We start from the raw sequence: 25,222 nt of genomic DNA, 5'->3' as shown, positions 1-25,222 counted from the left end.
GGGTAGTTAACCCGATCGGCGTTGGCTACGCTGCGCCGGTGGACCTGGACGCGTACGTCGCCGAGCGGCGCGGGGAGTGGAACCGGCTCGAAGTGCTCGCCCGGCGCCGGCGCCTCACGCCGGACGAGGCGGACGAACTGGTCCTGCTCTACCAGCGGGCGGCGACCCACCTGTCGGTGGTGCGCAGCCACTCGCCCGACCCGGTGCTGCTCGCCCTGCTGTCGCAGTTGGTCATCGCCGGCCGCTCGGCGGTCACCGGCGGCCGGCGCTTCTCCTGGCGTCCGGTGACGCGGTTCTTCACCTCGTCGCTCCCGGCCCAGCTCTACGTCACCCGGCACTGGTGGCTGAGCGTCATGGCGGTGAACGTGGTCCTCGCCTGGGCGCTGATGTGGTATTTCTCCACCCACCCGGACATCATCAGCAGCTTCGCCGTCGGCCAGTCGATGCGGCAGTACGTCGAAGAGGACTTCGTCGGCTACTACAGCGAATACCAGGCGCAGAACTTCGCGGCGAGCGTCTGGTCCAACAACGCGCTGCTCGCCGCGCAGTGCCTCGCCTCGGGCGTGCTGATCCTGCCGGCGCTCTACATCCTGGGCTCGAACCTGTTCGCGCTCGGCCTGATCGGCGGCATGATGATCTACGCGGGCCACGGCGAGACCTTCTTCACCATGATCCTGCCGCACGGCCTGCTCGAGCTGACCTCGATCTTCGTCGCCGCCGGGGTCGGCCTGCGCATCGGCTGGGCCTGGATCGCACCCGGACCGCACCGCACCCGCGGCCAGGCGCTCGCCGAACGCGCGCGCGCCGCGATGCTGGTGGCGCTGGGCCTGGTCGTGATGCTCGGCGTCTCCGGGGTGCTGGAGGCGTACGTGACGCCGTCCTCCCTGCCGCCCGCGGTGCGGGTCGGGATCGGCGCCCTGGTCTGGCTGGCGTTCATGGTCTACGCGCTCGGCGTCGGCGGCGCGGCCCACCGCCGCGGCGAGACCGGCGCCCTGGCCCCGGAGCACGACGCAACGCCCGTGCCCACGGCCTAGGGGCCGCTCAGAAAAAGTCGCCGTGGTCGGCGTGCCCGGTGGCGCTGACGATGCCGGTGTCGCCATTTGGTGCGACGGTAACCGATAAGAATTACGCACGGCGGCGATTGAATGGCGATTCCGATGCGTGCCTGAAATGGCTCCGGAGTGCGAGTACGCTCTTCGCGTGTCGATGTTTATCGCGAACTGCCATTGTTTGGAGAGGGAGTAGTAATGAAGATTCGACGCTGGGCTGGAGTGGCGGCCGCCGGGCTGATTCTTGCGCTTGTTCCCGTTGTTCCAGCTGATGCCAATGTGCCGGCCCAGGCGGGCCCGGCCGCGAGGGCCGCGGTCACCCAGGTGAACATCACCAACCGCTACCCACATCAGGTACAGGCCTTCGTGGGCTACGACAGCAGCGACTGCGCCAACTGGATGGTGCGCGGCTGGTTCGTGATCGACTCTGGTGACACGACGCATGTGGCGAACACCAGCGGGAGCTCCGTCCTCTTCTGGGCCGAGTCGAACGGCGACGATGCCGTTTGGGATGGTTCGGCGCTCACCGTGAACATCCCGAACGAAAGGTTCGGCACCTGCGACACCTACCTGCAGCAGGCGTTGCCCGGAACGCGCCGGCTCGGAATGCGGATGCGTACCTTCAGCGCCGGTACCCCGACCTACACCATCATCCTCACTCCCTGATCATCGGACCATTGCCGCGAAGTCGCGCATTTGTCAGCCGGCCTTTCGTCCATCGCCTCGACGGGCAGACGCGCGACTTCGCCTGACGATTCGCCCGGGAATTGGTCGGACCGGGAGCGCGGGAAACGGCACCGTGTGCGAGGCTTTCCCGGTGACCGTCGAGGCCAGGCCGAAATGCCCATAGTGCCGGACACCGCCGGGGCGCTCGTCCTGCGGACCGACTTCTCCGACGACGCCGCCTTCGAGGCGGTCCGCGCCGCATGTGAGACGACGTCACCCGAGGGTTTCGGCGCCGATCTCACGTTCGTCAGCGATCGGGCGTTCGCCGGAGTCACTCCCGAGCAGGTCGTGGCCCTGCCGAAGGCCGGTTATTCAGGCTTCGTCTTCCTCGTCGACGACGTGACGATCACGGCCCCCGAGATGCCGGTCGTGGTCGTCGACCTCCTGCACGAGCCGGGCCGGTGGTTCCGCGTGGAGCCCGCCGAGATGTGGGCCGTGGAGAACAACCTGTCGCTCGGGAACATGGACTTCTTCGAGTTCGCCGACCACGCCGACCCGGACGGCGTCTTCCGCGCCTTCCCCGATTAGCAATCCGATCGCACGGCCCCGCCGCTAGAGCCGCCCGGCCGCCTTGAGCGTCAGGTAGACGTCGGAGACCTTCGAGGCGAAGCCGTCGCGGAGCTCGTCGACCACGATCACGCCCTGCTGCTCGAGCAGGGCGCGCACCCGGCCGCGCTCGGCCAGCGCCAGCTCGGCGGCCGCCGCCACGTGCACGTCCTCGGCGGTCGCGCCCCGCACCGGCAGCTGGGCCAGCTGGGCGGTCTCCGGGTCGCGGACGCTGGCGAGGACCAGCCGGTGCCGGGTGGTCAGCCGGGTCAGCATCGGCAGCAGGCCCTCGACGATCGGCGCGGCGTCCAGGGCCGAGAAGATCACCACCAGCGAGCGCTTGTGGTCGCGGCGCAGCAGGTCGGCCACGGCCAGGCCGAAGTCCGTCTCCACCAGGGCGGGCTCCAGCGCCGCCATCGAGCTGATCAGCCGCGGCAGCTTGGTGCGGTGCCCGCCGCCCTCCACCTTGGCCCGGACGACGGTGTCCACCGCCAGCAGGTCGACGCGGTCGTCGGCCTTGGAGGCGAGCACTGCCAGCAGCAGGGCCGCGTCGATCGCGGCGTCCAGGCGGGGCTCGTCCCCGATCCGCGCCGCCGAGGTCCGGCCGGTGTCCAGCACGCAGATCACCCGGCGGTCGCGCTCCGGGCGCCAGGTCCGGACCACCACGTCATGGGTACGGGCGCTGGCCCGCCAGTCGATCGAGCGCACGTCGTCGCCGATCACGTACTCGCGCAGCACGTCGAACTCGGTGCCCTGGCCGCGTCCGCGGGTCACCACGGCGCCGTCGAAGATGCGCAACCGGGCCAGCTTCTCCGGCAGCAGCCGCCGGGACGGGAAGCGGGGCAGCACCCGCAGCGTCGACGCCGGGGTGACCGCCTCGTCCCACCGCTGCCGCCGCTGCCGGTACGCGAGCCCCAGCGGCCCGTACGAGCGCAGCGTCACCCGCACGGCCGGCCGGTCACCGTGCCGGGTCGGCGTGAGCGTGGTGACCACCGCCCGCTCCTCGCCGGCCAGCAGATAGAGCCGGTGCTCGGCGTTGTCGGCGCCCGCCGAGGGCACCCAGCGGTCGCGCAGCCGCAGCATCATCGGCCGTTGCCCGGCGTTGCCGACCGTCAGCGTCGCCGTGGCAGTCTCGCCCAGCCACACCGTCGCGTCGCCCTCGCGGCGCATCGTGACCCCGGTCAGCGGGGCCGCGACCAGCACGTCCAGCGCGGCCGCGACGACGGCGATCCCGAGCACGGCGAGCATGAGCAGCCACGGCGACGCGAGCAGCGCCGGCAGCGGCGTGCCGAGCGCGAGCAGCAGCGCGAAGCGCCTGGTGACCACGGTCGGCTCAGCGGGGCGCGGGCACGGCGCCCAGCACGGTCCGCAGCACCGAGTCGGCCGTGACGCCGTCGAGCTCGGCCTCGGCCCGCAGCCGGACCCGGTGCCGCAGCGTCGGGATGGCGAACGCCTTGACGTCGTCGGGCAGCACGTAGTCGCGCCCGCTGAGCCAGGCCCGGGCCTTGGCGACGGCGAGCAGGGCCGTGGTGCCGCGCGGCGACGCGCCCAGCTCCAGCGCCGGGGACACCCGGGTGGCCCGGCACAGGTCGACCACGTATTCGAGGACCGGATCGGTGACCGCGACCCGCCGGGCCGCGGCCCGGCCGGCGGCCAGGTCGGCGGCGGTGGCGACCGGCCCGATGCCCGCCGCCTTGAGGTCCCGCGGGTCGAAGCCGTTGTGGTGCGCCCGCAGCACGCCCAGCTCCTCCTCGCGCTGCGGAAGCGGCACGGCGAGCTTGAGCAGGAACCGGTCGAGCTGCGCCTCCGGCAGCGGGTACGTGCCCTCGTACTCGATCGGGTTCTGGGTGGCGACCACGATGAACGGCTCGGGCAGCCGGCGGGTCTCGCCGTCGGTGCTGACCGTGCGCTCCTCCATGGCCTCGAGCAGCGCCGCCTGGGTCTTCGGCGGGGTCCGGTTGATCTCGTCGGCGAGCAGCAGGTTCGTGAAGATCGGGCCGGGCCGGAAGTTGAACGCGGCGCTGCGCGCGTCGTAGACCAGCGAACCGGTCACGTCGCCCGGCATCAGGTCCGGGGTGAACTGCACGCGCTTGGTGTCGAGGTCCAGCGCGGCGGCGAGCGCGCGGACCAGCAGCGTCTTCGCGACGCCCGGCACGCCCTCGAGCAGCACGTGGCCGCCGCAGAGCAGCGCGATGACCACGCCGCCGACCACCGCGTCCTGGCCGACGACCGCCTTGGCGACCTCGTTCCGCAGGCGCTGCAGCGCCTCGCGGGCCGCGGTGGCCTCCACGGGTACGGAAGTCGTCACGTCACATTCCCCTCGTCATGTCCCTGTCGCCAGTCCTGCCGCCCGGTCACGAAGCGGACCAGGTCCTGCACGTTCGTCGCGGCGCGGGCCAGTTCCTCGTCGCTGTCCTCGACGCCGCCGCCGAGCGCGTGCCGCACCTCGTTGGCCGGGTGGCCGGTGACGGCTGCGACGTGCTCGGCCAGCTCCTCCAGCTCGGTGTCCGGCGGCATTCCGAAGTGCTCGGTGAGCCGGAGACACGCGGCCGTCTGCAGCGTCTCGAGCGAGTTGCCGCGCGCGCCGGCCCGCCGGTACAGCCCGCCCAGGCCGCGTACCGTCTCGGCGGCCCGGACCCGCACCGGCAGGGGCTCGGCGACCGGCGCGCCCAGCCGCCGGGAGGACGCGGCGGCCAGGGCGAGCGCGGCCAGCGCGAGCAGGGCCAGGGTGGCCCAGACCGCGGGCGGGAAGGCCCGGAAGAGCGGGTTGCCGGAGTCCGTGTCGCCGCCGCCCTGCGCCTCGTCGTTCTGCGCCTCGTCGTTCTGGGGCTCGCCGGTCGGATCGCCCCGCTGTTCCGTGCTGCCCTCGCCGTCGCCGGATTCACCGTCCGGATCGGACCAGGGTGACGCCTCGTCGCGCGGGAACGTGTTGGTGTCCGGATCGGGCTCCCGCTTGTGCAGGTCGAGCCAGATCACCCGGGATTCGCGCGACAGCAGCCCGGCGGCGAGGACCTGGTTGCCGTGCTCGTCGGCGCGGTCGTTGCGGAAGGGGTCGGCGGCGCCGATCAACGTGATCGAGGGGCCGGAGCCGCGGAACTCGACGAGCCCGTTCCGGTAGCACCGCACCTCCTGGCCGCGCGGGCCGTAGGTCCGGCGCAGCGCCGCGGCCGGCCCGGCCGCCTGAGCGAAGTCGATCGGGCAGTCCGGCGCGGGCGCCGCGGCGGTCCAGCGGGGCCCGCCGACGGTTCCGTAGAAGCCGGCCAGCACCACCTGCCGCGCGTCGGGGGCCACGAGCACCACCCGGATCTCCGGCGGCAGCGACGTCAGCCGGCTCAGGTAGACGGGATTGACCAGCCCCGGCGTCGTCACGAGCACGGTCGCGGGCCCGCTCTCGGCGGCGGCCAGCGCCTCGGTGCTGCTGGTCCGCACGTCCACCCGGACCCCGGCGCGGGTCAGCCGCTCGGCCAGCAGGCGCGCGCCGTCGCCGGCGTCGCTGGTGGGGGAGAGGAACGAGGCGTCGGTCGGGTCCGGCTGCTGCACGACGTGCGCGATCCCGGTGAGCGTCACCAGGCCGAGGACGACGGCGAACGGCAGCGCGAACCGCACCCAGCGGCGGGACCTCACGGCGTGCCCTCGCTCATCCGGATGCGCACGTCCCCGGTGAGGGAGCGCATCCGCTCGTCGTGCGCGGACAGGGCGGTGCGGTCGCCGTACCAGATCTCCGAGAACAGGTCGGTGGCGCCGCCCAGCGGACCGGCCATCGCCGGCCGGCGCGCGGCGACGGCGGCCGCGACCTCCGCGGCGGTCGTGCCGGGCAGCGGCGAGACCACGCCCGCGGCGCTCAGGTCGCCGACGAGGTCACGCAGCCGCTGCCGGATGGCCTCGGCGTAACGCCCCTGTGCGGCGAGCCGGTCGGCCAGCAGGGTGCCGTCGGCGAGCACCACGGTCGGCTCGAAGGCCGGTTCCTGCTCCGGCGCCGGCTCGGCGGCCTTCGGTTTCCCGGTACGCCGAAAGCGCGGCAGCCGAAGCCGGGGCAGCCGGAACCGTGGCATGCGCCAGCGCGGCCACCGGCGCGGCACCCACGCGGGGAACCAGTACCAGAGCGCGCCGATCAGCCCGGCCAGCAGCAGCATGAGCAGCAGCAGGTTCTGCGGCGCGACGATGTCGAAGACCCCGGCCGCGAACTCGTCCCAGGACCGGGTCATCGCGTGTACACCAGGGGAGCGGCGTCGTCCTCGCCCCGCGCGCGGGCCCGCCCGATGGCGATGTCGAGCCCCTCGCTGCGGATCCGCGCCTCGAGCGACACGACGGCGGCGACGCAGGCGAGCGCGGAGTAGGCCACCGTGTTGACCATCGCCCAGGCGGCCGGGGTGACCCAGACGAGCCAGTCCGGGTCGGGGTCGCTGAACAACGACTGGATGGGCACCCATCCGCTGCCCAGCATGAACCGGATGGCGAACCAGGTGACATAGGCGGCCGACAACACCCAGAAGCCGCGGAGGCCTCCCCTGGCGGCAAGCCGGGCGGATCGCCCGAGCGCGGTGAACGGATTGCCGGACCGGTCGATGACGAGCACCGAGGTGGCGAGGCCGAACAACCCGAAGAAGATCAGCCACAGCACGGCACCGGCGAAGAACCCGGCCGCGCAGGCGACGCCGAGCAGCACCGCCGTGCAGACGGTCGCCAGGGGCCGGGTCCGCGACCAGAGCTCCCGATGCCGCACCGGCCGGTCGATCAGCGCGGGACCGGCGGCGGCCGCGGCGAGCGCCCCGAGCAGCACGAGGATGAAGGCCTCGATGGCGGACCCGAGCGTCGTGGCACCCCACCACAGGACAAAGTGGCCGTTGGCGGGCAGATAGAAGGGCGGGGTGAGGTGCGCGGCGACCCGCACGGGAGCGAGCAGCACCTGCTCTAGCAGGGCCAGCACGGCGGCGACACCGATCAGCGGGACGGCCCGGGCGCGCAGGAGCGATATCGCCGCGTCCAGCAGCTCACCGAGAGTCATGGGACGCAGCGGCAGGTCCGGCTGCGCAGGCATGGCGGCGATCCTACGAGATCCACGCTCCCGGGTGGTATTCGCGCTGCCCGCGGCGCGCAACCTCCAGGTCATCACCTGTTGGCCGGTTTGCCTCGCCTCTCGATGCATCGGCGGTTATCGTGCCTCTGGGCGCCCACGAGGCGCCCTGCGTCCTCCCCTTCGAAAGGTTCCCGATGACCCTTCCCGCAGGCGTTTCGCGGCGTGGCGTGCTGGCCGCCGCCGCTGCCGGTGTGGCCGTTCCCCTCGTTCTCGGCGATTCCGCCGAGGCCGCCGTTACGCACGGCCACGGGCAGCAGCCCGCTCCGAAGACGTACGACCTCACCGTGCTCGGCACCTCCGACACGCACGGCAATGTCTATAACTGGGACTACTACAAGGATCTGGAGTACGACGACAGCGCGCACAACGACGTCGGCGTCGCCAAGCTCGCCGCGCTGGTCAACCAGATCCGGGACGAGCGGCGGGGCCGGGCCACGCTGGTGCTCGACGCCGGCGACACCATTCAGGGCACGCCGCTGGCCACCTACTACGCCAAGCAGGAGCCGATCACCGAGACCGGTGAGCGGCACCCGATGGCGCGGGCCATGAACGTGTTGCACTACGACGCCGTCACGCTGGGCAATCACGAATTCAACTACGGGCTGCCGCTGCTCAACCTGTGGATCCGCCAGCTCGGCTTCCCGGCGCTGGCGGCCAACGCCGTCGACGTCAAGACCGGGCGGCCGGCCTTCACGCCGTACGTGATCAAGAAGGTCTCGCTCGGGCACGGCGCACCGACGCTGCGGGTCGGCATCCTGGGCCTCACCAATCCGGGCGTGGCCATCTGGGACCGGGCCAACGTCGAGGGCAAGCTCGCCTTCAAGGACATGGTCGCGACGGCCGCGAAGTGGGTGCCGATCATGCGGGCCCGCGGCGCCGACATCGTGCTGGTCTCCGCGCACGGTGGCGACAGCGGCACGTCGAGCTACGGCCCGGAGCTGCCCAACGAGAACCCGAGCGCCCTGATCGCCGAGCAGGTGCCGGGGATCGACGCGATCCTGTTCGGGCACGCGCACGCCAACGTGCCGCAGCGCTTCGTGACGAACGCGGCGACCGGCGTGCAGGTGCTGCTCGCCGAGCCGTCGAAGTGGGGCCAGCGGCTCGCCCGGATGGACTTCACCCTTACCCGCGACCGCGGCCGGTGGACCATCACGGAGAAGAAGTCGGACCTGCTGAACACGAACACGGTGACCGAGGACCCGAAGGTGCTCGCGGCGGTGCGTTCGCAGCACGCCAAGACGGTCGCCTACGTCAACCAGGTCGTCGCGACGTCCACCGAGGAGCTGTCCGCGGCGGAGTCGCGCTTCAAGGACACGCCGATCCTGGACTACATCAACAAGGTGCAGACGGACACGGTGACGGCGGCGCTGGCCGGAACCGCGTACGCGGCGCTGCCGGTGCTGTCGATCGCGGCCCCGTTCAGCCGCACCGCGGTGTTCCCGAAGGGCCAGGTCAAGATCAAGGACGTGGCCGGGCTCTACATCTACGACAACACCCTCGAGGCCGTCGTGATGACCGGCGCCGAGGTGCGGGCGTACCTGGAGTACTCGGCGAAGTACTTCGCGACGCTGCCGGTCGGTGCGACGCCGGACCCGGCGACGATCAGCGACCCGGCGGTGCCGGACTACAACTACGACGTGTTCTCGGGCGTCGACTACGACATCGACATCAGCCGCCCGGTCGGCGACCGGATCACCCGGTTTGAGATCGCGGGCGTGGCGGTGGCGGCGGACGCCCAGTTCGTGGTGGCGGTGAACAACTACCGGCGCAGCGGCGGCGGCAACTTCCCGGGCATCGTGAAGACGCAGGTCTACAACGCGCAGCAGGAGATCCGGCAGCTGCTGATCGACTGGGCGCAGGCCAAGGGCGAGATCAACCCGGCGGACTTCTCCGTGCAGAACTGGCGGCTGGTCCGGGCGGGCGTCCCGGTCTTCTGATCCCTGCGCACAACGGCAGGTGCCGTCGTGATGCTCCCCCCGGAGCACCACGACGGCCACCCGCCCACCCCAGCAGGTCCATGCACCATCGGGGTTGTCCCAGCGGCGCGCCTTGGCGCGCCGGCCGGGTCAGTCGGAGTTCCGGGTCACCCAGCCGCCGTTCGCGTCCGCGGTCACCGTGAGCGTCGCGGTGCGCCCGTCGTCGAGGGTCAACCGGCACAGGTACTCGCGCATGCCCTCGGGGTCGCGTTCGGCGATGGCCCGGCACTGCGCGCCGGTCGCGGTGAGGTTCGCCTTCTGAAGCTGGCCGTCGTGGACGATGGCGTCCTGCACCGCGGCGAGCCGCTGATCCTCGCGGACGTCGTCGTAGATCGGCTTGATGACCACCGCGCCGACCACGAACCAGATGAACGCGGAGGCCGCGAGGGCGACCAGCAGCGTGATCCAGTAGGGCGCGGTGCTGTTGCGACCGCGCCGGGCGTCGGCGGCGCGGCGGGCCGCGGAGATCACCCCGGGGAACCCGAAGAACAGCGTGAACACCGTGACGGGCCAGACCGCCGGCGGATGGGCGCGCGAGGCGTTGCGCATCTCGTCCGGAAACGGAACCAGCAGGGTGCCGTGCTCCGTCGCCGGTGGCCCGGGGTGTGCCGGCGCCGGCGCGGGCGTGGCCTGGGCGGTGGCCGCCCACGGGGGCGCGGTCGGATACGCCGACGGCGGCGGATACCCGCCACCCGACGGCGCGGCCCCGCCCGCTGCGGAGTACGCGGGAGCCTGGCTCGGCCCGCCCGCCTGCGCATACCCGGGCGGCCCGCCGGCCGCGGCATATCCGGCCGGGTCGGCGGCCGGGACATATCCGGCCGGGTCGGCGGTCGGGGCATATCCGGTCGGGCTGGCGGCGGGGGCATATCCGGTCGGGCTGGTGGCCGGGGCATATCCGGTCGGGCTGGTGGTCGGGGCATATCCGGTCGGGTCGGCGGTCGGGGCGTATCCGGTCGGGCTGGTGGCCGGGGCGTATCCGGTCGGGGCATATTCGGCGGAGTCGGCGGTCGGGGCGTATCCGGTCGGGCTGGTGGCCGGGGCGTATCCGGTCGGGGCATATTCGGCCGAGCCGGCGGCCGAGGCGTATTCGGCCGGGGCAGGCGGGTAGGCGTCCGGGTGTGGTGCGTCCTCGGGCGGGCGGTGAGCGCTGTGCACCCGCATCCCGCGCGGCTCAGTGACCGCGTCGTCCACGGCGCCGTAGCCCTGCGGGACCCCGGCCTCCTGCGGATAGGCGGTTGCCAGGGTCAGCTGCGGGTACGCCACCGGCTCCGGAAAGCCGGCCGCGCCCTCCTGCGGGTACGCGACGGCGTGATAGCCGCCGGGCGAGTAGGTCGCGGGCGGCGCGGAGACCGAAGGCGCATAGTGATCCTGAGCCGGCGGGTACTGTGCGTAGCCCGTGGCGAACTGCGGATACTCCTTTGGACCGTGCGGAACCTGCGACGTCATTCGTGGGGCCTTCCCGGGTTGCGGCTCGGGAGCAATGCCGTGCCAGTGGCCCACCTCATCGGCGCGGCACCGAAGGAGTTGAGTACTACTGCCCCGCGAGTGCGCGCGGTGGGCCGATCGGCCGAGTCGTGCCCGGCCGTCGGCCCCGCCCGCCGCACGTCCGGCGCGCCGGAACCGCCGTCAGGCGGCCGGCGCCACCGCAACCTGCATCTCGGTGATCCATTTGCTCTGGTCGTCCATCGGGCAGTCCAGGTAGATCTCGCGGGCGTAGCCGGTGCCGACCGTCTGGTAGCCGCTGTCGTCGATCCACTTCGCGATCAGCTGGCCGGTGCGGAACGCCTCCGACATCGGGCCGTGGTGCAGCAGGGTGGCGGCCCGCTCGATGGCGGGCAGGTCGACGACCTGGAAGCCCGGGTCGACCGGCACGTCGCCGGTGATCGGGAACGCGGCGTGCACCGTGATCGACTCGTCGCCCGGCGACTTTCCGGCGGGCAGGTAGTAGGCCATCGGCGGCCCGCACATCGTCATGCCGCTGCTCTCCAGCCGCTCGATGAGCTGCGGGTACAGCGGGCTGAGCGCCACGCCGATGTCCGGCCCGTCGTAGCTCGAGGCGGGCGCGGACAGCTCCGCGACGCGTACCGACGGGATGCTCTTGAGGATGACGTCTCCGGTGTCCATGTGCCCCTCTGTCTCGATCATTCGAAGACGCGCGTCGACCAGGGCCAGCCGCGCGGTGTTGGCGGCCATCTCCTCGGCGAGCTGGGCCCGGCGCAGGCGCAGCATGCCGCGCAGCTCACCGGAGTCGACCTTGTCGTCGATCAGCGCCTGGACCTGTTGCAGGGTGAAGCCGAGGTCCTTGAGCGCGATCACCCGGTTGAGCAGGGACAGCTGCGCGGCGGTGTAGAACCGGTAGCCGCTGAACTCGTCGACACGGGCGGGTCGGATCAGGCCGATCGCGTCGTAGTGGCGCAGCATGCGCACCGACACGCGGCCCAGGGCGGCGAAGTCTCCGATACTGAACATGGTCACCTCACCCTGCTGCCTGACACGGTGTCAGGGTCAAGCGCCTAGAGAGTGCCGCCGCCTTCGCCCTCGGTCGGCTCGACCGTCGCCGGAGTGGTGGGCGGCGTGGTCGAGGTCGGCTCGGTCGGCGGCGGGCTGGTCTCCGTGGCCGTCGCCGTCGGGGTCGCGGTCGCGGTCGCGGTTGCGGTCGCGGGCGCGGTCTTCTTCGGCGTCGTCGTGCGGTTGGGCTTCGGGGTGGCGCCGTTCTGCTGGTTCTGGCGAGTCGGGGTCACGGTCGGCTCGACCGGCTCCTCGGACTCGTCCGGCGCGACGCTCGTGGCGGCCGGCACGGCACCCTTGTCGGGGTTCTGGCCGGCGTCGGCGCCGTCGTTCGTCAGGTACATCGCCATGGCCAGGCCGCCGGCCAGGACGAACAGTGCGATCACCGTGAACAGCACGGCGAGCTCGTTTCTCGACCGGCCCTGCCTTCTCGGCAGGGTCTGCGGCGCGGGTGCGGCCTCGAGCAGGTTGCGCTGCCCCGGCAGGACCCGGTTGGGCGCGGGGCTCATCGGCCGGGTCAGTGCCGTCCCGGTCATCGAGGTGCCGCCCAGCGTGGCGCCGGCCGCCGCGGAGCCCAGCACCGAGGTGCGGCGCAGCGACGTGCCGGTCATCGAGGTGCCGGTCTGATTACGCCAATCGAGTGATCCCGAGGCGGCCAGCGCGGCCTCGGCGAACTCGGCGGCGTTGGCGAACCGGTCGTCCGGGTGCTTCGCCATCGCGCGGCTGATCAGCTCGCGGACGGCGGGCGGCACCACGTTGCTCGGCAGCGGCTCCGGATCGTCCTCCAGGTGACGCAGCGCGACCTGCAGGGCGTTGTCGCCGTCGAACGGCGGGTGCCCCGCGATGCAGTGGTAGGCGACCGCGCCCAGGGCGTAAACATCCGTCGCTGGGGTGACGTTGCCCTTGGCGACCTGCTCGGGCGCCATGTAGAGCGCCGTGCCGACGATCGCGTTGAGGCCGGTCACGCTGGTCACGGCGGCCGAGCGGGCTACGCCGAAGTCGACCAGGATCACGGTGCCGTTGGGCTTGACGATCAGGTTGCCGGGCTTGACGTCGCGGTGCACCGTGCCGTTCTCGTGCGCGGCGTGCAGCGCGTCGGCCGCCTGCGACACGATCGACATGGTCTCGGTGACGCTGAGCCGGCCCTGGTCCTTGAGCCGGGCGGAGAGCGGTTCGCCGTCCACGAATGCCATCACGAGGTAGGCGCAGTCGTCCTCGCTGCTCGTGTCGCCGGCGCTGTAGTCGTAGACCTCGACCACGCCGGGGTGACGGAAGGCCGCCATCATCCGCGCCTCACCGTAGAAGCGGGCGGCGAACTCCGGGTCGGCGAGCATGGCGGTGCGCAACACCTTGACCGCGATCGTGCGACCGAGCACCACGTCGGTGCCGCGCCACACGTCACCCATGCCACCAGTGGCGATGCGCTCGTCCAACCGGTAGCGGTTGTCCAGGAGACTTCCCGAACTGAGCACCAGCTGGACCTATCTACTCGGGTGTTGCCACGGATGGAACATGACGGACTCTGCCCGACCTGCGAGCCGGGCACAACTGTACAGATTCACGGTGCCTCCCGGTTAGCTCGGTGGGTTGCGGAACGGATGCGATGATCGTTTAGCGGCGGGTCAGCGGAGGGACCGTCCGCCCGGCCGCCGAGTCGGTGATCAGCCGGTCGAGGCGTCGCTCCCGGGTGTCCTCCCGCTTCGCGCTGACCACCCAGTGCACGGCCGCGCGACGATACGAGGCCGGCTGTGCCGAGAACCACTCCCATGCCTCCTCCTCGCTGGTGAACCTCGCCGTCTGCCGCTCGTCGAGAACCGCGTCGGCGGGCTGCTCATATGAATAGGCCGCCACCCGTTCGGGTTTGCGGGTGTCGAACGCCAGCAGGCCGGCCGGATGCATCCGGCCCGCCGCGGTCAGCTCGGCGATCTTGGCTATGTTGATCGCGCTCCACACGCTGCCCTTGCGCCTCGGCGTGAACCGGACCTGGTAGCGGTCCTCGTCGATGCGCCGGCCGATGCTGTCGATCCAGCCGAAGCAGAGTGCCTGGTCGATGGCCTCGTGATGCTGGACCGTCGGCCGACCGGTGTGCTTTTTGTAGTAGCCAACGAACAACTCGGGCGCGTCGGCATGGTGCTCGGCGAACCAGGCGCGCAACTCGGCCGCGTCGGCGAAGAACACGGGCTCCATGGCTCAGGAGCCTAGGCGCCGGGTGCGACAGGAACAGCGGCCGTCCGGACCGTCAGTGAGCAATTTCAACCTGGCGCCGGGCCAGAGGTATCCGGCCGTCGACCTCCACCCGGTGGTGCCGCCCGGGCCACGTGGAAAAGGCTCAGTTGTCGTACGCCGGGGTGGTGATCATGGCGGGCTCCGCCCTCTCGAGCTCCTCGTTCTCGGCCTGGCGCGCGATCGCGGCCCGCGCCGTCGAGGCGGCGGTCCAGCCGAGTGCGACGCCGATCAGGCCGACGCCGACGATCAGGCCCCACGGCAGCCCCGGCCGGCGGCCGGCCAGCGCGTTCGCCGCCAGGTTGGCCCGCGTCCACGCCTCGTCGCTCGCGGCGCTCAGCGCGGTGCCGGCCCGGTCGGCCAGCCGGTTGCCCTTGCGGCCGGCCTTTCCGGCCAGCTTCGAGCCGTGCCGGCTCGCGCTGCCCGCCAGGCTCGACGCCTTCGCCCCCGCCGCCGAGACGCCGGTGCCGGCGAGGTCGGCGGTGTGCCGTCCCGCGTCCCTGGCGCCCTCGCCCGCGGTCGCCATGGCCGCCGCCAGGTATTCCCAGGCCTGTGCCGCGGTGCGCTCGGCGGTGCTCCTGCGAGAGAACATGTTCTCGTTACCTCCTGCGATCGCCGGACGGCGTTGGGTGGTCCACCTGAACTGTGCCCCGTCCATGCCGGGAACAAACCCCCTCGTGTCGGCAAGCAGACACGCCGGCCGCGGTGCCGCGGGGGATTAAACGGTGGACATCGCTGGTTAGGCTTGGTGCGGTTTCGCACGTGGCACTCAGCCACCTGCCAGGTTCGGGCACTACGGTTCAAGGCAGTTTCACCGGACCCGACGGGGGTGGTCTCCGCTGCCCCCCGGATGAGAGCGGCATCGGTTCGGGCCGTTCTCGTTTCGAGGAGAAGACGCCCGGGGTATTCCGGGCGGGTGGAGGTATTGGCGTGACGCTGTCGATAACGACGTCGACGCTGCCCGATGGGGTGGTGGAGATCTCACTGTTCGGCGAGATTGACGTCGAGAACGCGTACCAGATCAAGGAAGCCGTGGCGGAGCGGCTCGCCGACGGACCACCCGAGCGCTTCGAGCTCGACATGCACGCCGTGGCCTTCATCGATTCCGTGGGCATCAGTGCCCTGGTGGCCGCCTTCCAGCTCGCCAGCGTCAGCGGCGTCAAGCTCGTGGTGACGCGCCCCAGCCGCTTCGCACACCGCCAGCTGTGGGTGACCGGGCTGCTCGGCCTCTTCGGGGCCCCGGAACCGTGCACCGATTGTCCGGATCCGTCCCATCGACCCCTCGTGTCCCGTCCCTGACCGCGAGTGATCATTGCCTTAACCCTCTCTGAGGTGGCTTGTCGGTGCCCTCGGCGGTAGGGAATAGTTCCCATTCGTGGCGCTACTTCCGATGGGCACCGCCATCCTCGGGCGATATGTGCTGATGGGCGCCATTGGCCGGGGCGGCGTCTCGACCGTCTACTCGGCCGTCGACGCCCGTCGCGGCCGCCGGCTCGCGATCAAGGTGCTGGCCCCGAGCCTCGCGGACGATCCCCGGGCCCGTGAGGACGTCCGGCGCGAGGCGCTCATCACCGATCGGCTGCGGCACCCGAGCGTGCCGCGCGTCTTCGAGTACGGCGAGGCGCCGCTGCCGGACGGCACCGTGGTCCCGTACGTGGTGTTCGAGCTGCTGGCCGGGGTGCCGCTGACCGAGCGGCTGGCCGGTGGCCGGCTGGAGTGGCCCGAGGCCGTCCGGATCGCCGCCACCGTCGCCGACGTGCTGGCCGTGGCGCACCGCCGCGGGGTCGTGCACCGCGACCTGAGCGCCCGCAACGTGATGATCAGCGCGGCCGCCATCAAGATTATCGACTTCGGGCTGGCCACCGCCGCGCTGCGCACCGGCGACTCCGGCCCGCATCCGATCGTGGTGCGCGGCGACAACCGCCGGCTGCCCTCGCACCCGAAGACGGCCTTCGCCCGGCCCGCGGACGACGTCTACACGCTGGGCGTGCTGCTCTACGAGATGCTGACCGGCCGGTCGCCGTACCCGTCGGCGATCGCGGCGACGATCGTGGCCGCCGGCCGGGTCGCCCACCTGGCGCCGACGCCGGTCCTGACGATCCCGGGACTCCCGCCCGAGCTGCGCGACCTGGTCCGCGCCTGCATGGCGAAACGGCCGGAGGACCGCCCGCGCAGCGCGGCCCTCGCCCTCGACCTCTGGCGGATCCGGGACGGTCTCGGCCTGCCCGTGCCGAGCGTCAACTAGGAGCTAGATCGCGGGCGTCTGCACCACGATCGACTCCAGGTTGAACGTCACGTCGGTGGCCTCGCCGGGCGACCGGATCGGTGTCACCACCGCGAAGCCCTGGGCCAGCGCGGCCAGGTCCGTGCCCGGCTCGATCGGCTCGTCGGCGGCCTGCACCGCCGTGCGCACGAAGCCCTCGCCCGCCTCCGCGATGCTCATCTGCACCTGGCCGAACCGGGCCAGCCGGGCCCGGCGCAGCCCGCGGATCCCGTCCACGTGCAGGTCGGGCACGTTCAGGTTGAGCACCGTGCCGGGCGGCGTGTGTGTCAGCGTCGGCAGCAGCTTCATCGCCAGCCCGGCGGCGCTGTCCCAGTGCCGCTTCTCGTCGGCGGCCGGATCCACCTCGGTGAGGGCCGGGCCGTCCCGCTCGGCCGCCTCGCCCCCGGCGTCGACGGGGGTGAGCACGTCCAGGGAGACCGCGAGCCCGTGCAGGCCCGCGTGCGAGGCGGTCAGCGTCGCGCCGACCGTGCCCGAGTGCACGACGGCCGCGCCCGCGTTCGCGCCGCGGTTGATCCCCGAGAGCACGATCGTCGGCGGCGCGCCGAACGCACCGCGCAGGGCCAGCAGCACGATGAAGGCGGGCGACGCGGCCACCCCGTACGCGGGCACGTTCCTGGCACCGGCGAGCTCGCGCTGCTGAACGACGATCTTGCCGTTCTGCTCCACCGCGGTGATGGCGGCGCCGCTGCCGCTCGCCTCGGTGAGCGGCGCGGCGACCACGACGTCCAGGCCCTGGCGGGCGGCGGCCCGGGCCAGGTGCCGGATACCGGGCGAGTCGATGCCGTCGTCGTTGACGATCAGGATCCGTGGCGTCATACCGGCACCTTCATGTCGACGGGCGTCAGTCTCACCCGCTCGGTCAGAACCTGGACCGCGTCGACGCGTCCGGTGCCCAGCCCGTGGCGGGTGACGTTGAGGGCGCCGGCGGCTGCGCCGGTACGCACAGCGTCACACAGCGTGCCCCCCTGGGCCAGCACCGCCGCGATGCCGGCGGTCATCGAGTCGCCCGCGCCGCGCGACTCGGCGGCGATCATCCTGGGCATGTCCACCTCGTACATCCGGTCGTCGAAGAGGGCGAGCGCGCCCTCGTGGGCGCGCGACACCAGGGCCATCGCGGCGCCGTCGGCGTGCAGCCGGTGCAGCGCCCGGACCAGCGAGCCGAGGGAGTCGTCGGCGACCATGCCGTCGCGCAGGAGCTCCTCGTGGCTCACCTTGACGACGTACGGGCGGGCCTCGAGCGCGGCGACCAGATGGGCGCCCGAGAGGTCGACGATGACCCTGCAGCCGTTGGCGCCGAGGTCGGTGGCGAGCCGGCGGTAGACCTCGGCGGGCACCACGGAGGGGTGCGCCGGCCCGCTGAGCACGGCGATGCCCGCCCGCAGGCCCTCCGCCAGCGCGAGGCTGTACAGCTCGTCCATCTCGTGCCGCGACAGCGGCTGGCCGGGGTCCTCGGCGAGTTCCCTGCGCTCGCCGCTGCGCCGGTCGTGCACGTACCAGCCGGTGCCCCACTCGCGCTTTATCGTCTTCAGAGTCACGCCGTGGAACTTCAGCAGCGGCTCGAGCACCCGGCCGACCTCGCCGCCGACGGCCGCGCAGAGGGTGACCTCCGCCCCGAGCAGCGTGATCATCCGAGCCTGCCAGACGCCCTGGCCGCCGGGGTGCACGTGCAGTTCGGCCCGGTCGTTCTGCTGCTCGAGCGTCACGGTCAGCTGGGGCGCGGGCACGAACACCATGACGCCTCGGTGGGTCATGGGCTCAGTCTTGCGGACGGTCCGCCCCGCCGGGCAGGATCCGTGATTTAGCCGGCGGGGGTGTCCGCGAGGCCCTCGGTCAGGTCGCGCACCGCGCTGATCAGGTCGGGGCGCCGGCGCATCAGGTCCTCGAGGCGGACCCGCCACCTAGCGACCTCGACGTCGGTGACCGCGTGCTCGTCGTCCTCGCCCTCCAGCGAGGCGTCGAGCAGCCGCTGGCGGGTGTTGGCGAGCTCGCCGTACCAGTCGGTGCCGAGCCTGCCGAGCATCTCGGTGGCGAGTGTGCCGTACTCCGGGCCGCCCGCGGCGCCGACGAACGCGCATGCGCCGTCCCAGGCGACCTTGGGCTGATGGATGACGGTCCGAGCCATGGTGTCCCCCCGCGATTTTGGCGTCATCGAGGAGTCTAAGCAGCTCACGGCCGCCCTCGTGCCGCTTCCCGGCGGTTGCTACCAGCCCGCCGGGGTGCAGGACCCGCCCGCGGTGACCGGCTCGACCTGCAGGGTCGCGTGGTCGATCTCGAACTCCGCGTGCAGCGTCTCGCGGGCCGTGGCCAGCACGGTGCCGAGCTCGGCGGCGGGGTCGAGGCTCAGGTGCGCCGAGGCCACGTCCATGCCCGAGGTGAGCGTCCAGACGTGCAGGTCGTGCACGTCGCAGACCCCCGGTACGGCGGCGAGCCGGTCGCGCACCACCGCGACGTCGACGTGCGCGGGCGCGGCCTGCACGAGGATGCGTACCGCCGAGCGCCCGAGGGCGAAGGTGCGCGGCAGGATCATCAGCGCCACGATCACGGCGACGATCGGGTCCGCGTACCACCAGCCGGTGACCGCGATGATCCCGGCCGCGACGATCACGCCGGCCGAGCCGAGCAGGTCGCCGACCACCTCGAGGTACGCCCCGCGCACGTTGATGCTCTCCTGGGCGCCCGAGCGCAGCAGCAGGAACGCGACGACGTTGACGAGCAGGCCGCCGAGCGCGACGACCAGCATCGGCCCGGCGGGCACCGGGTGGGGATCGGCGAAGCGGCGGACCGCCTCGATCAGCACGTAGATCGCGACGCCGGTCAGCAGCAGCGCGTTGCCCAGGGCGGCGAGCACCTCGAGCCGGTAGAGCCCGAAGGTGCGCTGGGAGTCGACGGCGGCCCGGCCGGCGGCGGTGATCGCGGCCAGCGCCATCGCAATGCCCAGCACGTCGGTGAACATGTGCCCGGCGTCCGAGAGCAGCGCGAGCGAGCCGGTGATCAGGGCGGCGGCGGCCTCGACCAGCATGAAGCCGGCCAGCAGCCCGGCGGCCCACCAGAGCCGGGACCGGTGGCGCGCGCCGGCGCGCAGCGCCTGGCCTCCGTGGTCGTGCCCGGCTCCCATGGGCCCACCTTTCAACGCCTCGCGAACCTCGGCCAATGTATGTTCACATCGCTATGTATGCAAGTTGAACTCGGTTGCCATTACCGGGGCACCGGACGTCGGCAGACCGAACCCGCCTGGAAGGAAGCACCCGGGTCCAGACGTATTCTCTGTCGTGGGTGTTGCCCCGGCCGAGGCTCACCGGAGGCGCCCGCCGTACACCGCGGTCGCCGTGCCGCGGCCCTAGTGGCCCCTGGTCCAGTCGTGGGTGCCCACCGTCGTGAGGCGCTGGGTGGCCCGCGACAGGGCCACGTACAGGGTGCGGGTGCCGCTGGCGTCGATGGCGATCTCGGCCGGCTCGACCAGCACGACCGCGTCGTACTCCATGCCCTTGGCCTCCAGCGCGGTCACCACCTGGACCCGCTCGGGGAGCGTGGCCACCCACTGCGCGATCTCGTCGCGCCGCGGCACCGGCGTGATCACGCCGATCGTGCCGTCCACGTCGGAGAGGTGCTTCTCGGCGGACTCCCGGACCGCGTCCGGAAGCTGCGCGGCGCCGACGACCAGGTCGACCGGCTCCACGCCGGTGCTGCGCACCGCCGACGGCAGCGGCAGGTCCGGCATGATGGTCCGGATCACCCGGGCGGCCACCGCGAAGATCTCCGACGAGTTCCGGTAGTTGGTGGTCAGCGAGTAGGTGTTGCGCCGCCGCGAGCCGAGCGCCCGGTCGCGCGAGCGGTCCAGCTCCTCCGGGTCGCCGGACCAGGCCGTCTGCGCCGGGTCGCCGACGATCGTCCACGACGCGTAGACGCCCCGGCGGCCGATCATGCGCCACTGCATCGGCGACACGTCCTGCGCCTCGTCGACCACGACGTGCGCGTAGTCGCGGTAGTCCTCGTCGCGGACCACCTGGGCGCGGGTCGCCGCCTGCCGGTCCGCGAACGTGCTGACCTCCTGCACGCCGTCGCGGATGTGGAAGGGGTTGCCCTTCTTGCGCTGCGGCTGCCGCGGGCGGCCCATCAGCTCGTCCAGCTCGTCGAGCAGCGCCACGTCGGCGATGCTCGGGCCGTGCGCGGCCAGGTCGTCGAACGCGCCCTGCAGCAGCGCGATCTCCTCGCGCGACAACAGCCCGTTCGTGTACGCCCGCAGGCGGCCCGGCTCGGCCAGCCAGCGCAGCACCCGCATCGGGGTGAGCCGCGGCCACCAGGCCCGCAGGAAGTCCCGGAAGTCGCCGCGGTCGGCGAGCTCGGCCTCGAACTCCCGCTTCTCTCCCAGGTTTTTCACCGAGCCCTTGGCCTGCGCCCAGAGCGCGTCGAAGAGCCGGTCGAAGCCGGTGCCGCGGACCTCGTTGCGGCGGGCGCCGCGCGGCAGCGCCTTGCGCCGGATCCGGTCCAGGTCGCCGGCGTCCAGGCGCAGCAGGGCGCCGTGGTAGAGCAGCCGCAGCTCGGTCGGGCCGCCGGGAACGGCGTCGTGCGAGGCCCGCTCGAGCACCCGGCGCATCCGCAGCGAGCCCTTGAGCGCCGCCACGTCGGTCGGATCCGTGCGGGCGGCGTCGTAGCCCGCGACCAGCGAGCCCAGCGAACGCAGCGTCGCCGTGTCCTCGCCGAGCGACGGCAGCACCGTCGCGATGTAGTTGACGAACACCCCGGACGGGCCGACCACCAGGATGCCGCCGCCGGCGAACCGGCTGCGGTCGGCGTAGAGCAGGTAGGCCGCGCGGTGCAGCGCCACGGCGGTCTTGCCGGTGCCGGGGCCGCCGGTCACGATCGTCACGCCGGAGGCGGGTGAGCGGATCGCGTCGTCCTGCTCGCGCTGGATGGTCGCCACGATGTCGCGCATGCCGCGCCCGGTGGCCTTGGAGAGGCTGGCCAGCAGCGCGCCGTCGCCGACCACCCGCATGTCCTCGGGCGCGGCCTCCGGGTCCAGCAGGTCGTCCTCGATGTTCGTCACCCGCTCGCGGGTGGACTGGATCATCCGGCGCCGGACGACACCCAGCGGGTCGGCGGGGGTGGCCCGGTAGAACGCCGCCGCGGCGGGCGCCCGCCAGTCCACCACCAGCGACTGCGAGTTCTCGTCGCGGATGCCCATGCGGCCCACGTAGTGCACGGCCCCGGTGCCCAGGTCGAGGCGGCCGAAGACGAGGCCCTCGTACTCGGCGTCCAGGGCGTGGCGGCGCCGGGCGCGGTGGTAGACCATCGCGTCGCGCTCGACCAGGGCGCCGAAGGTGCCGACCCCGGCGAGCTGGTAGCCCTCCTTCTCGGCCCGGGACGCGTCCTCTCGAAGCTCGGTGAGCCGGGTGTATACCCGGTCGACGTGCTCCTGCTCGATCGCGATCTCCTGCTGCAGAACGGTGGCGTCGCTCAAGTCGGTTGTGCTCCCCGCTGGTGTTCCGCGTGCTGACGCCGCCCGGCACCGGTGCCAGGGGGCAATCGAACTTACTCCTGTTGCGGTACCCCCGTCGACGGCGGCACGCCCGCAAACGCTTGACCTGGGAAATTACGAAAGATCAGCCGTCCAGGGCAAGGTCGGACCGATCCGGGCATCCCGGCGCCGCCGCGGGCTCAGGCCGCTTGCTCGTAGCCGACCCGGCGGCCCCGGGCCCGGCGGCGCACCACCGGCGGGGTTTTCGCGGCGCGGGCCGCCACCGCCAGCACCGCCGCGGAGACCTCGAACGGCCGTTCCATCATCAGCATGTGCCCGGCGCCCTCGAAGATCGTCAGCTCGGTGCCCGGCAGGGCCTCGGCGATCGACTCCGCGCACGGCGGCGGGGTCAGCCGGTCCCGGTCGCCGACCAGCGCGGCGGCCGGCACGTCGCCCAGCGCGGCGAGGGTCGCCAGCCGCTGCTGGGCGCCGACCGAGGCGCGGAACCCGCCGATCGAGCGCAGCGACGCCCAGCCGAACGCCGACATCGTGATGTCCAGGTCGCCGGACCGGTAGCCGTCGCCGAAGAGCAGCCAGCGCACGGCGGGGCGCAGGGCCGGCAGCATCGCCCGGTGCGGGCGCCACACGCCGAGCCGGGCGAGCACCCCGGCGCCGGTCGTCTCCGCGGCCCGCAGGATGGAGGCCAGGGGGGTGGGCAGCCCGTAGCTGGTGTGGGTGGCGCCCTCGGCGGTCGTCGACACGAAGACCAGGCCGGCCACCCGGGCGGCGAACTCCTCGGGGTGCGAGTCCGCGTACTCCATGATCGTCATGCCACCCAGGGAGTGGCCGACCAGCACGACCGGGCCCTTGGGCGCGTACACCCGCAGCACCTCGGCCAGGTCGTCGCCGAGCTGTTCGAGGGTGGCGGAGTGCCGCAGGGTCGGGGAGGAGCGCCCGTGCCCCCGCGCGTCGTACGCGATCACCCGGGCGTCGGTGGCCTCGAGGGCGCTGCGCTGGTAGTGCCAGGTGCGCCGATCGAGGCACCAGCCGTGCAGCAGCACGACGGTCACCGGCGCGTCCGCCGGACCACTCGTCTCGACGTTCAACCGGACGCGGTCGGGAAGCATCAGCTTCGAGCGCTCGGACATGGGCACCTCCGTGATTCGCACGGCCCCCGTCGTACCCACGGGTTACAAGCATCACGCGCGATCGCGGGAATTGCTACCGGCTATCCGGATCTTGCGCTGAACGGTCGTTCAGTCACATCGTACGGCTGAGGTGATGTAGCTCGCAGATCCTGTCGCGAGCCCGTCACTCATAGAGAATCAAGCCCATGACGGGCTCTTCACCTGCCGAACAAACCACCAGGTCCGCCGAGGCTGCGGTCCTTGCCGCACCGCCCGGCCCCGCACCCACGCGCATCGTCCGCCCCGCGGACGCGCTGGCCGAGCTGATCGCCGGAAACCGCCGGTTCGTCAGCGGCCGGCCGCAGCACGGCCACGAGGTGGCGGCCGCCGCCGCTGCGTCGGGCGGGCAGTTGCCGCACGCGGTGGTGCTCGGCTGCATCGACTCACGGGTGCCGCTGGAAGCGATCTTCGACCAGACCTTCGGCTCGATCTGCGTGATCCGCTCCGGCGGGCACGTGGTGGATCGCGCGGTGCTCGGCTCGGTCGGCTTCGCCGTCTCCGCGCTCAGCGTGCCGCTGGTGATGGTGCTCGGCCACGCCCGCTGCGGCGCGGTGGACGCGACGGTCGAGGCGCTGCGCGCCGGCGAGCGGCCCGACGGCGACGTGGGCTACCTGGTCGACGAGATCGCCCCGGCGGTGCACGCGGTCGGCCTGGACGACCCCGAGGTCACCGCCAAGGCGATGCGCGCGCACGTGGTCCGCACGGTCCGCCGGATGCGCGACGTCACCGGCGTGCCGGGCGCGATCGCCGAGGGCCGGGTCGCCGTGGCCGGTGCGGTCTACGACCTCGACACCGGCTGGGTCGAGCTGCTGAGCTGACCCCGGCCGCCCGGCGGCCAGATCAACTTGTCTTGATCTTCATCAGATGCAAAAAGGCGCTCCTCGGGCGATCAAGCCCGGGGAGCGCCTTCGCGGCTGTGGTGCTCAGGCGCCGAAGACGCCGGCGTCCTCGAGGCGCTTCTGGGTCGCGTTCCAGCCGTGCTGCGGGAAGGACTCGTCGAGCCCGTTGAGCTCCGCGCGGATCTTGGCACCGTGGCCGGCGGCCGCGAGGGTGCGGATCTCCTCGACGAAGGCGTCCGAGTTGGTCGGGAGGTGGTGGGTCTTGCCGTTGGTGAGGTTGCGCACGTAGGCGAAGCGGCCCTCGGCGAGCGGGATGAGGTACTTGAACTCGCCGAGCACACTCAGGGCGTCGCCCTTGCCGGCCTGGCCGGCGCGGACAGATGCGCGGGCGGTCTTAGAGGTGTTGCTCGCCACGGCGGTACTCCTAGCTAATGATTCTCGGCAAAGTTTGTCGGCAGAAAACGCCGCAGCAAGCCTACACGACACCGGCGTGGCCGCACCGCCGGAGCCGGTTCGGCCGTTAGGTCAGGTGTGTTGCAGCGGCCCGGCACATGTCGATATTGCGGTTTCTCTGGCGCACCATCCGTACCACCCGGCATCATGGAGCACGATCAACCGCGGTCGAGGTCGTAGGGGAAGACGCACCTCGGTCTCCGGGAGGTCACCGTGCCAACGTGTGGCGTCGTATACGTCCACTCGACCCCACTCGCCGTGTGCCAGCACGTCGAGTGGGCGATCGCGCGCGTCCTGACAGCGGCGGTCAACCTGCACTGGACCGAGCAGCCGGTCGACCCCGGCATGCGGCGGTCCGAGTGCAGTTGGACCGGACGGCCTGGGACCGGCGCGGAACTGGCTGCTGCCCTCAGACAGTGGCCCATGATCCGTTTCGAGGTCACCGAGGAACCGAGCCCCGGAGTCGACGGGGAGCGGTTCATGCACGTACCCGGCCGCGGGCTGTTCCGCGGCACCATCGGGGCGTCCGGTGACATCCAGATCGGCGAGGACCGGCTGCGGGCCATCATGGCGGCCGCCAGGGCTCCCGAGGGGCTCTCGCACGCCCTGGAGAAGGCGCTCGGCACCGCCTGGGATGCCGAACTCGAGCCGTATCGCTACGCCGGCGACGGCGCGCCGGTAACGTTGCTGACCCGCGTGGGGTAACCGCCGGGGCTGGCACCGCGGCTCCGGGCGACGCCGTTGTCGATGTTTGCCGGGAGCTGATCCATTGGCGGCCGTGAATAGGGCGATCCGCGTTGCGGTGGCCGTACCCCTGGCGATGCTGGTGGGGTGCGGCAGCGGCGGCGACGCGCCCCCCGCGCCGCCGCCGGCACCGGTGCCCGCGGCGATGCCCGCGG

25 protein-coding genes are annotated in these 25,222 nt (G+C 72.3%); 8 read left to right on the top strand and 17 right to left on the bottom strand.

Features of this window, described 5'->3' with window-relative positions:
• Positions 1 to 38: 38 nt before the first annotated feature.
• The 3 genes from AB0F10_RS16015 to AB0F10_RS16005 all read left to right on the top strand — a co-directional run bounded on the left by AB0F10_RS16015 (position 39) and on the right by AB0F10_RS16005 (position 2,303).
• Positions 39 to 1,034 (top strand): stage II sporulation protein M, encoded by a 996-nt coding sequence (locus tag AB0F10_RS16015; RefSeq protein WP_360624486.1) that lies wholly within the window; start codon positions 39 to 41, stop codon positions 1,032 to 1,034.
• A gap of 213 nt (positions 1,035 to 1,247) precedes the next feature.
• Positions 1,248 to 1,715 (top strand): hypothetical protein, encoded by a 468-nt coding sequence (locus AB0F10_RS16010; RefSeq protein ID WP_360624483.1) that lies wholly within the window; start codon positions 1,248 to 1,250, stop codon positions 1,713 to 1,715.
• 174 nt (positions 1,716 to 1,889) lie between these two features.
• Positions 1,890 to 2,303: a DUF6924 domain-containing protein gene (locus AB0F10_RS16005; RefSeq protein ID WP_360624480.1), complete on the top strand. Its 414-nt coding sequence runs from the start codon at positions 1,890 to 1,892 to the stop codon at positions 2,301 to 2,303.
• A 24-nt stretch (positions 2,304 to 2,327) separates the two neighbouring features.
• Here AB0F10_RS16005 and AB0F10_RS16000 read toward each other — a convergent pair whose 3' ends face one another.
• From AB0F10_RS16000 to AB0F10_RS15980, 5 genes are read right to left on the bottom strand one after another with little or no spacing between them, the layout of a single operon-like run.
• Entirely contained in the window at positions 2,328 to 3,647 is a 1,320-nt protein-coding gene (locus tag AB0F10_RS16000; protein ID WP_360624477.1) for a DUF58 domain-containing protein, read from the bottom strand.
• 7 nt (positions 3,648 to 3,654) lie between these two features.
• Positions 3,655 to 4,629: a MoxR family ATPase gene (locus AB0F10_RS15995; protein ID WP_360624474.1), complete on the bottom strand. Its 975-nt coding sequence runs from the start codon at positions 4,627 to 4,629 to the stop codon at positions 3,655 to 3,657.
• Positions 4,626 to 5,945, bottom strand: a complete 1,320-nt coding sequence (locus AB0F10_RS15990; protein WP_360624471.1) for a DUF4350 domain-containing protein — start codon at positions 5,943 to 5,945, stop codon at positions 4,626 to 4,628. The genes AB0F10_RS15995 and AB0F10_RS15990 overlap by 4 nt, the downstream gene beginning before the upstream one ends.
• Positions 5,942 to 6,526, bottom strand: a complete 585-nt coding sequence (locus AB0F10_RS15985) for a DUF4129 domain-containing protein (protein ID WP_360624468.1) — start codon at positions 6,524 to 6,526, stop codon at positions 5,942 to 5,944. The genes AB0F10_RS15990 and AB0F10_RS15985 overlap by 4 nt, the downstream gene beginning before the upstream one ends.
• Positions 6,523 to 7,359, bottom strand: a complete 837-nt coding sequence (locus tag AB0F10_RS15980; protein ID WP_360624465.1) for a hypothetical protein — start codon at positions 7,357 to 7,359, stop codon at positions 6,523 to 6,525. The genes AB0F10_RS15985 and AB0F10_RS15980 overlap by 4 nt, the downstream gene beginning before the upstream one ends.
• A gap of 173 nt (positions 7,360 to 7,532) precedes the next feature.
• Here AB0F10_RS15980 and AB0F10_RS15975 point away from each other — a divergent pair, with 173 nt between their 5' ends.
• Positions 7,533 to 9,335, top strand: a complete 1,803-nt coding sequence (locus AB0F10_RS15975; RefSeq protein ID WP_360624462.1) for a 5'-nucleotidase C-terminal domain-containing protein — start codon at positions 7,533 to 7,535, stop codon at positions 9,333 to 9,335.
• Between the two features lie 129 nt (positions 9,336 to 9,464).
• On the opposite strand, the gene AB0F10_RS15970 is transcribed toward AB0F10_RS15975, so the two are convergent.
• From AB0F10_RS15970 to AB0F10_RS15950, 5 genes are all read right to left on the bottom strand, one after another.
• On the bottom strand, positions 9,465 to 10,820 hold the full coding sequence (locus tag AB0F10_RS15970) for a hypothetical protein (RefSeq protein ID WP_360624459.1): 1,356 nt from the start codon (positions 10,818 to 10,820) through the stop codon (positions 9,465 to 9,467).
• A 180-nt stretch (positions 10,821 to 11,000) separates the two neighbouring features.
• Positions 11,001 to 11,843: a MerR family transcriptional regulator gene (locus AB0F10_RS15965; RefSeq protein ID WP_360624456.1), complete on the bottom strand. Its 843-nt coding sequence runs from the start codon at positions 11,841 to 11,843 to the stop codon at positions 11,001 to 11,003.
• A gap of 44 nt (positions 11,844 to 11,887) precedes the next feature.
• Positions 11,888 to 13,354 (bottom strand): protein kinase domain-containing protein, encoded by a 1,467-nt coding sequence (locus AB0F10_RS15960; RefSeq protein ID WP_360624453.1) that lies wholly within the window; start codon positions 13,352 to 13,354, stop codon positions 11,888 to 11,890.
• 139 nt (positions 13,355 to 13,493) lie between these two features.
• Positions 13,494 to 14,069: a YdeI/OmpD-associated family protein gene (locus AB0F10_RS15955; protein ID WP_360624450.1), complete on the bottom strand. Its 576-nt coding sequence runs from the start codon at positions 14,067 to 14,069 to the stop codon at positions 13,494 to 13,496.
• Between the two features lie 142 nt (positions 14,070 to 14,211).
• Positions 14,212 to 14,697, bottom strand: a complete 486-nt coding sequence (locus tag AB0F10_RS15950) for a hypothetical protein (protein WP_360624447.1) — start codon at positions 14,695 to 14,697, stop codon at positions 14,212 to 14,214.
• A 338-nt stretch (positions 14,698 to 15,035) separates the two neighbouring features.
• Here AB0F10_RS15950 and AB0F10_RS15945 point away from each other — a divergent pair, with 338 nt between their 5' ends.
• Complete coding sequence (locus tag AB0F10_RS15945; RefSeq protein WP_360624572.1) at positions 15,036 to 15,404, top strand: STAS domain-containing protein; 369 nt, start codon at positions 15,036 to 15,038, stop codon at positions 15,402 to 15,404.
• 76 nt (positions 15,405 to 15,480) lie between these two features.
• Positions 15,481 to 16,350, top strand: coding sequence for a serine/threonine-protein kinase (locus tag AB0F10_RS15940; protein ID WP_360624443.1), 870 nt, complete (start codon positions 15,481 to 15,483; stop codon positions 16,348 to 16,350).
• 3 nt (positions 16,351 to 16,353) lie between these two features.
• On the opposite strand, the gene AB0F10_RS15935 is transcribed toward AB0F10_RS15940, so the two are convergent.
• The 6 genes from AB0F10_RS15935 to AB0F10_RS15910 form a co-directional block, all read right to left on the bottom strand.
• On the bottom strand, positions 16,354 to 17,205 hold the full coding sequence (locus tag AB0F10_RS15935; protein WP_360624440.1) for a 5'/3'-nucleotidase SurE: 852 nt from the start codon (positions 17,203 to 17,205) through the stop codon (positions 16,354 to 16,356).
• A complete protein-coding gene (locus AB0F10_RS15930) occupies positions 17,202 to 18,140 on the bottom strand; it encodes a PfkB family carbohydrate kinase (RefSeq protein WP_360624437.1) in 939 nt (312 codons plus the stop codon). The genes AB0F10_RS15935 and AB0F10_RS15930 overlap by 4 nt, the downstream gene beginning before the upstream one ends.
• A 47-nt stretch (positions 18,141 to 18,187) precedes the next feature.
• Entirely contained in the window at positions 18,188 to 18,511 is a 324-nt protein-coding gene (locus AB0F10_RS15925; protein WP_360624434.1) for a hypothetical protein, read from the bottom strand.
• Between the two features lie 78 nt (positions 18,512 to 18,589).
• Complete coding sequence (locus tag AB0F10_RS15920) at positions 18,590 to 19,504, bottom strand: cation diffusion facilitator family transporter (RefSeq protein ID WP_360624431.1); 915 nt, start codon at positions 19,502 to 19,504, stop codon at positions 18,590 to 18,592.
• 222 nt (positions 19,505 to 19,726) lie between these two features.
• On the bottom strand, positions 19,727 to 21,847 hold the full coding sequence (locus tag AB0F10_RS15915) for an AAA family ATPase (RefSeq protein ID WP_360624428.1): 2,121 nt from the start codon (positions 21,845 to 21,847) through the stop codon (positions 19,727 to 19,729).
• Between the two features lie 197 nt (positions 21,848 to 22,044).
• Entirely contained in the window at positions 22,045 to 22,992 is a 948-nt protein-coding gene (locus AB0F10_RS15910) for an alpha/beta hydrolase (RefSeq protein WP_360624425.1), read from the bottom strand.
• Between the two features lie 185 nt (positions 22,993 to 23,177).
• Between AB0F10_RS15910 and AB0F10_RS15905 the strand changes: the two genes are divergently transcribed.
• Positions 23,178 to 23,849: a carbonic anhydrase gene (locus AB0F10_RS15905; protein ID WP_360624422.1), complete on the top strand. Its 672-nt coding sequence runs from the start codon at positions 23,178 to 23,180 to the stop codon at positions 23,847 to 23,849.
• Between the two features lie 105 nt (positions 23,850 to 23,954).
• Here the strand turns inward: AB0F10_RS15905 and AB0F10_RS15900 are convergent, their stop codons facing one another.
• A complete protein-coding gene (locus AB0F10_RS15900) occupies positions 23,955 to 24,284 on the bottom strand; it encodes a hypothetical protein (RefSeq protein WP_360624419.1) in 330 nt (109 codons plus the stop codon).
• Between the two features lie 252 nt (positions 24,285 to 24,536).
• Here AB0F10_RS15900 and AB0F10_RS15895 point away from each other — a divergent pair, with 252 nt between their 5' ends.
• Positions 24,537 to 25,028 (top strand): DUF3145 domain-containing protein, encoded by a 492-nt coding sequence (locus AB0F10_RS15895; RefSeq protein WP_360624416.1) that lies wholly within the window; start codon positions 24,537 to 24,539, stop codon positions 25,026 to 25,028.
• Positions 25,029 to 25,222 lie beyond the last annotated feature (194 nt).

It is taken from the genome of Actinoplanes sp. NPDC026623 (assembly GCF_040638275.1).
Taxonomy (GTDB): domain Bacteria; phylum Actinomycetota; class Actinomycetes; order Mycobacteriales; family Micromonosporaceae; genus Actinoplanes.
Note: the sequence above shows the minus strand (reverse complement) of the source record. Positions and strands in the feature narration are given on the sequence as shown.

Bases quoted from the DNA above. Each gene is read 5' to 3' on its own strand.
- AB0F10_RS16010 (WP_360624483.1), top strand. From the start codon at position 1,248: ATGAAGATTCGACGCTGGGCTGGAGTGGCGGCCGCCGGGCTGATTCTT.
- AB0F10_RS16005 (WP_360624480.1), top strand. From the start codon at position 1,890: ATGCCCATAGTGCCGGACACCGCCGGGGCGCTCGTCCTGCGGACCGAC.
- AB0F10_RS15985 (WP_360624468.1), bottom strand. From the start codon at position 6,526: ATGACCCGGTCCTGGGACGAGTTCGCGGCCGGGGTCTTCGACATCGTC.
- AB0F10_RS15980 (WP_360624465.1), bottom strand. From the start codon at position 7,359: ATGCCTGCGCAGCCGGACCTGCCGCTGCGTCCCATGACTCTCGGTGAG.
- AB0F10_RS15975 (WP_360624462.1), top strand. From the start codon at position 7,533: ATGACCCTTCCCGCAGGCGTTTCGCGGCGTGGCGTGCTGGCCGCCGCC.
- AB0F10_RS15970 (WP_360624459.1), bottom strand. From the start codon at position 10,820: ATGACGTCGCAGGTTCCGCACGGTCCAAAGGAGTATCCGCAGTTCGCC.
- AB0F10_RS15965 (WP_360624456.1), bottom strand. From the start codon at position 11,843: ATGTTCAGTATCGGAGACTTCGCCGCCCTGGGCCGCGTGTCGGTGCGC.
- AB0F10_RS15955 (WP_360624450.1), bottom strand. From the start codon at position 14,069: ATGGAGCCCGTGTTCTTCGCCGACGCGGCCGAGTTGCGCGCCTGGTTC.
- AB0F10_RS15950 (WP_360624447.1), bottom strand. From the start codon at position 14,697: ATGTTCTCTCGCAGGAGCACCGCCGAGCGCACCGCGGCACAGGCCTGG.
- AB0F10_RS15935 (WP_360624440.1), bottom strand. From the start codon at position 17,205: ATGACGCCACGGATCCTGATCGTCAACGACGACGGCATCGACTCGCCC.
- AB0F10_RS15930 (WP_360624437.1), bottom strand. From the start codon at position 18,140: ATGACCCACCGAGGCGTCATGGTGTTCGTGCCCGCGCCCCAGCTGACC.
- AB0F10_RS15925 (WP_360624434.1), bottom strand. From the start codon at position 18,511: ATGGCTCGGACCGTCATCCATCAGCCCAAGGTCGCCTGGGACGGCGCA.
- AB0F10_RS15920 (WP_360624431.1), bottom strand. From the start codon at position 19,504: ATGGGAGCCGGGCACGACCACGGAGGCCAGGCGCTGCGCGCCGGCGCG.
- AB0F10_RS15910 (WP_360624425.1), bottom strand. From the start codon at position 22,992: ATGTCCGAGCGCTCGAAGCTGATGCTTCCCGACCGCGTCCGGTTGAAC.
- AB0F10_RS15905 (WP_360624422.1), top strand. From the start codon at position 23,178: ATGACGGGCTCTTCACCTGCCGAACAAACCACCAGGTCCGCCGAGGCT.